The 5555-nt window shown below is 48.5% G+C and carries 5 protein-coding genes and 2 pseudogenes; 4 read left to right on the top strand and 3 right to left on the bottom strand.

Annotated elements, in window-relative coordinates:
• Positions 1-101: 101 nt before the first annotated feature.
• Complete coding sequence (locus CSQ89_RS23560) at positions 102-233, bottom strand: hypothetical protein (protein ID WP_255408660.1); 132 nt, start codon at positions 231-233, stop codon at positions 102-104.
• A 1-nt stretch (position 234) separates the two neighbouring features.
• Positions 235-468 (bottom strand): annotated as a pseudogene (locus tag CSQ89_RS19565) (IS256 family transposase); the annotation flags it as partial.
• A gap of 264 nt (positions 469-732) precedes the next feature.
• On the opposite strand from CSQ89_RS19565, the gene CSQ89_RS19560 reads away from it, so the two are divergent.
• The 4 genes and pseudogenes from CSQ89_RS19560 to CSQ89_RS23335 all read left to right on the top strand — a co-directional run.
• Positions 733-1371 (top strand): hypothetical protein, encoded by a 639-nt coding sequence (locus CSQ89_RS19560; protein ID WP_099407714.1) that lies wholly within the window; start codon positions 733-735, stop codon positions 1369-1371.
• A gap of 442 nt (positions 1372-1813) precedes the next feature.
• Positions 1814-2413 carry a hypothetical protein gene (locus CSQ89_RS19555; RefSeq protein WP_139022857.1) on the top strand — a complete coding sequence of 200 codons (600 nt, stop codon included), beginning with the start codon at positions 1814-1816 and terminating at the stop codon, positions 2411-2413.
• Between the two features lie 2 nt (positions 2414-2415).
• Positions 2416-2715 (top strand): hypothetical protein, encoded by a 300-nt coding sequence (locus CSQ89_RS19550; RefSeq protein WP_099407712.1) that lies wholly within the window; start codon positions 2416-2418, stop codon positions 2713-2715.
• Between the two features lie 12 nt (positions 2716-2727).
• Positions 2728-3381: pseudogene (locus CSQ89_RS23335) on the top strand (fatty acid desaturase); the annotation flags it as partial.
• A 169-nt stretch (positions 3382-3550) separates the two neighbouring features.
• Here CSQ89_RS23335 and CSQ89_RS19535 read toward each other — a convergent pair.
• On the bottom strand, positions 3551-5404 hold the full coding sequence (locus tag CSQ89_RS19535) for an ABC transporter ATP-binding protein (protein ID WP_099407709.1): 1854 nt from the start codon (positions 5402-5404) through the stop codon (positions 3551-3553).
• Positions 5405-5555: the final 151 nt, after the last annotated feature.

Raw genomic sequence — 5555 nt, 5'->3', positions numbered from 1 at the left:
AGCTCAAGCAAGCGACCAAAGCCCATATGGAGATGTTGGAAAACACCCCGGAACGAGTGTGCTCCTATTTCGAAGACCCCAGGATCAAGTACGCCGCCTGATCAATACTTAGTTGCCGGGTGAATAATACGAATGGGCAACAAGTCCTGTTCCAGATCGGGTGAAGTACTGACCCAGATCAGCGTCAGCACCTCCCCCTTCTGCGACGCAGTCAGCTGTCGCACCTTATTCATGGGCACGCCGGCCGTTGCGTTGATTGGTAACGCTGTTTGGCTTAGGCGCACTGGGTGGATAGCCAAGATGGTGGTTTATCTCGGCAGCCAGTGCCCGTTGGATCAAGGCTTTCTTCAGGACTGCCGTAGCGGTATTGATGGTCTTAGCCGTCATGGGCTCGTTGCCGAATTGTTCCAGCAGTTCGGCGGAAATCGACGGCAAGGCTATGGGCTGGGTTTTCTGTTTGCGAGGCATACTCTCTCTCCTTGGGAGCATGATATGCCCTGAACACGAAATTACTGACAGGTCCCAACAGCCCGGATTGCTTACGGCCTAGCATGCAAACCAAAATGGGCCTACACACAAGCTCACCTCTTTGGGCCTTAAGGCCGATGTTACTGAAATCATATGCCGTATCGCTCATTCTAACCTTTACCTTACTGTTCATTTTCCCGCCAAACGGGCTAAAGCTCTCTGCCACAATGACGATAGATTGCTATGTAGCGACAGGAGAAAAAAATGGCCAACACTATCTCATCCGTAACCAGTAACGTTGCCTATGCCAATCAAGCACGTAAACGTGCCGAAGGCGTCGCGCTTGCTACAAGCGACAACACCGCAAGCCCACCAAGCGATAAAGTCAGTCTTAATCAAAGCAATACTGAGGATGCCACCCAAACCTATACCGACCCGCGTAGTCTTCTACGCGCTGCCCGGCCCGATCTAGCTACCATGCTGGAAGATTCGGAAAGAGAGGTGGCCCGATTCATGGAGCAATTACGTGGCGTCATCGACGAGCAAGGCTTGAATTGGAACAAAGTATTCAGCGGAGAACAAAAACTAACAGCCAAGCCTGAAGAAATAGAGGCCGCCAAGCAAGCCATTGCCGATGATGGTGAGTGGGGCGTGCGCAAAACTGCCGAGCGCATCCTCAACTTCGCTTTGTTTACCGCAGGTGGCGATCCAGAGAAATTAGAAAAAGTACGGGCAGCCGTACAAAGTGGCTTTGATTCCGCACGTGAAGAACTAGGCGGCAAGCTACCTGAAATTAGCGAGAATACCTACAAAACCGTAATGGCCGAATTCGATCGTTGGCAGCAAGAAGGCCTTCCCACTTCTAGTACCGTGTCCCTAGCAACACCAACCACGAAAGCTTGATAGCTCCAGGGGGTACGGATTTCTACCCCCTCCCAACTACCGCTGCCTGACTTTTCCTCATCAGCGTATTGCAGCGCGTAAGCGTTTGGCGAAACGCACCGCATTTCTCCTCTTACGCTAAATGCCTCCTCAAAAAGCAGTGCCCTCATAAATAAAATCTCATTAATTGTCTTCTAGAATCAGCCTAAAGACTATCAAATAGCGCATGCTTAATTTTTGATTAAACATCATATTTAAACTTGAAATTATTTTTCTATTATAATTAATAATTTAATTGATTAAAAATCAATGCATTATATTCCGCCTGTTTATTTGCAGCCAATGCAATACTGCGTTATTGTGCGCGCATTCAACATTGAGGGTTAACATATCAGCATTGATGCAGACGTTAACAATCTGCCAACATCGCTAAAACAATTCCATAATAAAGGAATCATAAACAGTGGACTGGAATATTTCAGTTGAAGACCTTACTAAAAATAATATGCTATTTCATGACCTACTGGAAAAGCAAAAACTGTCTTTAAGCCGCTTCGGATTAAGAGACGTGATCTTAAAACAAGACAACTTGCAAATCGTACCAGGTACTTATTTGGCAATTGCATCCGAGGCCTCTACCGGTGAAATGATTGGTGGAATACGGATTTATACGAGAAGCGACAATCATTGCCTCCCACTGGAAGCAGAGGGTAGCTTCTTACCCGAAGAATCTCGGGGCATTATTCGTGCAGAGTCTGATATCTGCGAATTTCGTGGGCTATGGGTAGCTGGTGAGTTTTCAGGGCGTACTCTGGCAAAAGAGATTATGGCCCGAGCAATTTTGCATTGCTACAAGCTCAGTTATAGCGGTGTAGTGGGTACTACCCAAATTCGTACCTTTAAGCATCTTGGCGAACCGCTTGGCTTTACAAAAGAAATGAACATACCCCCGATTCCTTTCTCTGACGACCGATTCGAAACCATTGTCGTTTGGCATAGAAAAGATGCTATCAATGCACTGGAAGATTATTTGTACCTGGAAGATACGGCAGAGGCGAATTAAACATGAACAAGCAGCAATGGACACGTTGCAACGTCCAATTTCGTCACACTGAAACAAGATGGCGTACTTTTGGCATTATGGCATTTGATATTGGCGCACTAATCTCAGCCTTATACCTAATATCATTAGGGGGTCTATTTACCCTCCTCGCAATATTTCTTTTGGGCTTGATTTTTCTTCACGTTTATTTATTGCTTTATGAAGCAACACACTCGGCGGTTTCCCACTCCAAACAAATGAACGACTTAGTTGGCCATATTTGTGGATGGATTATCCAAATACCTTTTCTAGCAAGGAAATGATCTCATCTACTACACCATGCCTGGACAGGGCACCCAGAAGGCGACCCCGCCAACAAACGGCTGATTAAACTTTTCTCCACAATTACCCAGAAGAAAACGCAAAACCTGGAACGTATCTGGGGTAGCTGGATGCCTTTATTTACAATCAATGACAGAGTCGGGCTCTGGAAAGATGCATTTCAGGAAAGGGAGAAAGGCAACCAGACCCTGCGGATAAAGAAAGAGATTCAAGTTATTTATTTGAATGCAGCAGCATATATTGCGTTTCTAGCAGTGCTTCTACAACAAAAACTATTTCTTCACTTTATGGGCATTTACCTAGTGGCACTCTTTATTCTGTTTTTTTTGGAAGAACTCGCAAATCTGCCGCACCATGCCGAATCGCCGTTGGATGATCAAACCGACAAAGCTTTGCCCTATTGGGAACAAGACTAGGTGACACATTCATACAAAAAACTGCCCATCTGGTCTAAATACGTACTGTTGAACTTTAACCTGCATACGGCACATCATATTTTCCCATGGGCCCCTTGGTATAGTCTTCCCAAGTTGCATGAGGAAGTCATGAAATCTCTTCCCAACCTGGAAAATGAACAGACCCCTCATGAAATTTCATGGTCCATGGCTAATCGCAAACGATCACTATGCAGCATCATGGCCCCGTAAATCCCAACGTCAATAATGCATTATTCAAGCACGCTGCTGCTGTAAAACGTGACAACACATTGTCAAAAGGTGTGGGGAAAACAGTTATTCAACATTTCCCTCACCTCCTCTGAAAAACATTCGCCCAGCGTTACCAAATCAGAGTTCGCGATACGACTAGGCAGCTAACTTATTTAGCCATCGCCAGCTCGTCTGAAACTTCCTCACCCAAAAATCCGCCACTTTGATGCGCCCATAACCTCGCATACAAACCACCGGTAGCCAGCAGTGATGCGTGGTCGCCTTCCTCCACAATTCGCCCCTCATCCATGACGATCAACCTGTCCATTGCAGCAATCGTTGATAGGCGGTGTGCAATCGCTACCACGGTTTTACCTTCCATCAAGCTGTACAAGCTGCTTTGAATAGCAGCTTCTACTTCACTATCAAGCGCGCTGGTAGCTTCATCCAACAATAAGATGGGCGCATCCTTGAGCATGACGCGGGCAATGGCGACACGTTGCCGCTGGCCGCCCGATAACTTCACGCCACGCTCACCCACATGGGCTTCAAAGCCTTTACGGCCCTTGGGGTCGGTCAGGGTTTGGATAAAGTCATAGGCTTCGGCACGCTTTGTGGCGGTAATCATCTCTTCGTCACTAGCGTCTGGCCGCCCATAAAGCAGGTTATCGCGTACCGACCGGTGCAGCAGGCTGGTGTCTTGGGTAACCATGCCGACCTTCCAACGCAGGCTGTCTTGCGTAACGTGGGCAATGTCTTGGTCATCAATATAGATACGCCCTTGGTCCAGATCGTAGAAACGCAGCAAGATATTGACCAGTGTGCTTTTGCCCGCACCCGAGCGACCAATCAAACCGATTTTTTCACCGGGCTTGATAGTGAGATTGAGGTTATCGATTACCCGCCTTTCACCACCATAGGCAAAGGTAACGTTTTCAAACCGTACCTGGCCTTTGGTGACTTGCAGCGGTTTGGCGTCCGGTGCGTCTTTCACCGCAATCGGGCGTGAAAGCGTATTGATACCATCCTGCACCGTGCCAATGTTTTCGAACAGACTCGCCATTTCCCACATGATCCAATGCGATATGCCATTCAGACGCAGCGCCATGGCGGTAGCCGCAGCCACAGCGCCAATACCGACCTTGCCTTCCATCCATAACCAAAGCGTGACACCCGCCGTACTGGCGATAAGCGCCATGCTCAGAATGTGGTTGACGATTTCGAAGCCACTCACCAAGCGCATTTGGGCATAAGCAGTCTGCATAAAGTCTTGCATTGCGCTTTTGACAAACTGGGCTTCACGCTGGGTGTGGCTAAACAATTTCACCGTGGCGATATTGGTGTAGGCATCGGTGATGCGACCTGTCATCAGGCTGCGGGCATCAGCTTGTTCCTTGGCGACCTTACCCAGCCGCGGCACAAAGAAATACAGGGTGCAAATGTATGCCACCAGCCAGCCAAAGAATGGCAACAACAGGGTACTGTCAAAGCTGCCGACCACGGCAATCATCGTGATGAAGTAGATGCCAATAAAAACCATGATGTCGCAGACGATCATCACCGTTTCACGTACTGCCAAGGCCGTTTGCATGACCTTGGCCGAGACGCGGCCCGCGAACTCGTCTTGGTAAAACCCCATGCTCTGGCCAAGCAGGTGCCGGTGGTAGTCCCAACGCAGCAACATGGCAAAATTACCCGCAAGCCCCTGGTATTTACACAGCGCTTGCAAGGCAATCAGCAACGGGCTGGCAAGCAAAATACCCGCGAGCATAAGCAGGTGGGTCTTTTCTTTTTCCCATAGCTCATTGGGTTTAACTGCGCTGAGCCAATCGACTACCGAGCCAAGCATGCTGAACAGCAAGGCTTCAAAAGCACCTATGGCAGAGGTAAGGATGACGAGGGAGAGGATGAGTCCACGCATGCCGCGCGTACCCGCCCACAAAAATGGCATAAAGCCCTTGGGGGGCTGAGCAGGGGGAGCGTCTGGGTAGGTATTGACGCGAGATTCGAACCAGCTAAACACAGGATTCCTCTATAAATGTTTTTATTACTAACTGATGTTACGCAGTAGCTGCGAGAAGCAGCTGTAACTGATCATAAGCCGCGCGGGAGGCGTTGATCAGTAACTTGCGGCAAAGTGCGAATGGGTTCTTCTGCGTCTTGATGCTCAGGCA

The sequence above is a fragment of the Chitinimonas sp. BJB300 genome, from assembly GCF_002735695.1.
Lineage (GTDB): Bacteria > Pseudomonadota > Gammaproteobacteria > Burkholderiales > Chitinimonadaceae > Chitinimonas.
This window is presented reverse-complemented; position numbering and strand designations above follow the sequence as displayed.

Coding starts and splice junctions, on each gene's coding strand:
- CSQ89_RS23560 (WP_255408660.1), bottom strand. CDS start 233: ATGAATAAGGTGCGACAGCTGACTGCGTCGCAGAAGGGGGAGGTGCTG.
- CSQ89_RS19560 (WP_099407714.1), top strand. CDS start 733: ATGGCCAACACTATCTCATCCGTAACCAGTAACGTTGCCTATGCCAAT.
- CSQ89_RS19550 (WP_099407712.1), top strand. CDS start 2,416: ATGAACAAGCAGCAATGGACACGTTGCAACGTCCAATTTCGTCACACT.